General features: G+C 48.4%; 2 protein-coding genes. One reads left to right on the plus strand and one right to left on the minus strand.

Features of this window, described 5'->3' with window-relative positions:
- Positions 1 to 2,410: GAF domain-containing protein (locus ACYQ2W_RS25800; protein ID WP_459873860.1), on the minus strand; the 2,410-nt coding region annotated here is incomplete at its 3' end.
- Between the two features lie 277 nt (positions 2,411 to 2,687).
- On the opposite strand from ACYQ2W_RS25800, the gene ACYQ2W_RS25805 reads away from it, so the two are divergent.
- Positions 2,688 to 2,945: Rpn family recombination-promoting nuclease/putative transposase (locus ACYQ2W_RS25805; protein ID WP_459873862.1), on the plus strand; the 258-nt coding region annotated here is incomplete at its 3' end.

Consider the following 2,945-nt stretch of genomic DNA (forward strand, 5'->3'; position numbering starts at 1 on the left):
GGTGATAGAGATCTTCAGCATAAGCATTATGAGTGCTGGGATAGCTTATAAAAATAGCAGTAGACCAACGAGCACCTTGAATCTTAGGAATAGTACTGCCAAGTTGTTCCGCCAATTCTTCCAACTGATGGATCATTGCGGTCCCCTCCTGAAAATGATTTGGATCAGTGTGAGCGTAGAGGAGAACAGCGATTACCGGCGGAGCCATACTAGAACTACTACGATCAAATACTGGAATAGCCACCTCGGACCTTACCCCCTCCCAACCGGGCAAATATTGATCCGACTTCTCAGTGTCGGGACAAACTACAGTTTTGCGGAGTGATACCGCCTCGCCCACATGGCCTTGTCCCGGACGAAAGCGGGTCTGGGCTGATACCGGTCGCTCATCGGACGGAAGAGAATACTTGACCTCGAAGGTCTCGTCCATGCTGAGAACGTCCCTAACCAATACATAGCCATATTTACACGTCGCCAGTGCACGCCCCACCACTACCACCAGTTCCTGCAACAGGGCACCAGTCTTGATGCTATCACCAATACTCTCTGCCAACTTTGAAAAATAACTACTATGGAGAACCGCGGAATGATAACGATCAAATAGGCGCGTCATCTTAATAGCGGTGACGGCGACGGGGCTGAGCTGGAGCACTTCTTCAGCATGACTTCGGTGAAAAAATCCTTTTCTACGACTCTGAAAATTGAATACACATAGAGGAGACCCACCAGGCCCCTCCTGAATACGGACAACCAACTCACTACAACTATCATCAATAGAGCGGTATAAATAGAGGCCATCGCGTTCCGCTTGACGAGTATCATTCTGAATAACAAAGGGAAAAGGATCTGGTTGGTCCAACACAATGGCAACCAGGCTATTGTCGCCTCTTTGATAACGAGGCTTTGCCCTGGTAATACGATGTGGCTCGGTGCGCGTGAATAGATCCTCAGGATAGGCGTCGATCACTTCCAGCGCGTGGCCATCCCAGTCACAGACAAATCCGTAGTCTGCACCAATTTCTTCCGCCAAGAACGCTGTAAGCCGTTTCAGGACACCTCGATAAGCATTTCTCTGAAAGGTATCCGGATTCATTGCATTAAGGTGCTCCAGGTTGCGGATCAATAGTTTTTTGTGATGTTCCGATCGTTTATATTCTTGATTCAGCAGGTGGTAAGAAATGGCATGAGCGAGGAGACGAATGAAGCCAATGAGACGGCTCTTGACTGCTGTGGTGAAATGCGCTGGATGGCGAGAAGCAGCAACAAGATAACCCAACCTTACCAAGGGGCTTCCTTTCGATATTCCACGTGTATAGAGACAGTAGACTCCAAAAGATCGAGCCTCAGGAAAGGCGACGGATAACTGACGAAAGGAAGAGACGATTCCTATCTCGTCAGAAAACATGGGATTCCCCAACCTATCATCGTCCGCGAAATGTTCGCGCACTTCCTCTGGAAGCGGCAAGATGTCGTTAGAGCCGTCGCTACGTCGAACCATCCCAATAGTTCCATTCTGCTCCCGATAAATCACGCCGAAGTGAATCTCCAGAACCGGCAAGGCTTTGTCAAGCATTTCTTGATAAAGCGCATCAATGCTATCTGGATCACCGATAATCAAACGAGCGACATCATTGTGGATATCTAACTCTTTAGCTTGGCTACGATATAATTCTTCGGCTTGATGCAAGCGGCCAGTCGAGGCGACGGCAGCAATAACTTGATTTCCCAGCGTCATAATTGAAACCACATCTTCGTGGGTAATTGGTGCTGGATTATCAGCCCGATTATCCACTCCAATGACCCCGATGGGCTCGTTGATGTGATACCCGATGGGAACAATAGCAATGGGACCATCAATCCCCAAAATATCTAGTCTCTCTCTGAGAATAGGGTCCTCTCGTTCAACAGCATCAACAGCGAGTAGCACCGGCTCTCGATTACGGAAGGTGCGGACGATAAAGCTGTGGGCAGTCTCTTCTGCCGTCACTTTTAGATCGAACTTCCCGCGAGTTGACGGAGAAGATAAGCGAATTGGATCTCCCGCTTCATTAACATGACCATCATCCATAGTCAACTCAAGTATTTTATGTATATTATCATAAAGATAAAGCCGTATCCTATCGACGCCCGTACAGATTCTAATACCATTAAGAGCAAAATGCAGCAGTTCCTCCAATGCCTCCGGACGAACACGCTCATCTGATGGTTGGCTTTGTGTACTTAGCTCAAAAAACTTCGCGTTAATCGCACGAAAAAAGAGCTCCTTAAGTCTACTTTCCTTTGGAACAACATCTTCTTTAGGAAATTCCCCACGCTTCATCGTCCGGAATTGGCTTCCCAACTCAGCCTTCTTATCATTCCATTCGTTTAATGAGTTTATTATCTCTGAAAATGTGCTTTTTGTGTTCATAAAATCTTCCACTGAATTTTTCGACCGGGCAACGCACGACTGGAAAGACACCCTCACATGAATGTAGGATATTTCGCACAGACATTCAGATCAGCATGACTAATCACTCCATACTAACACCACGACCGTATCAGAAAGGGCCGGAGGGTAGTGAAGAAAGTTTGGCAACACGATTTCGACGGATGTTGAGTACGGAGATCGCTCCATTGTGGCCTTTGGAGGAAGGTGAATTCGTGCTGATTCTCCCAATTGATCAGATGAGGATGCGAAACGGATTATCTTAAGTGACACAACCGGCCACAAGCACCTCTTCAGCCACCCGGAGCTGGTGCGCGACTTGTTGGAAGGGTTCGTCCACGAAGAATGGGTAAAGGAGCTGGACTTCACCACCCTCGAACGGGTGACCGGCAGCTACGTCAGCGACGACCTGCGCGAGCGGATCGACGACATGGTCTGGCGGGTCCACCTCAAGGAGCGCAAGGATACCGGGACACCCACCGTAATAGCACGACTATCGGGGAACGGCAAATTTGTG

The sequence above is a fragment of the Endothiovibrio diazotrophicus genome (genome assembly GCF_054657215.1).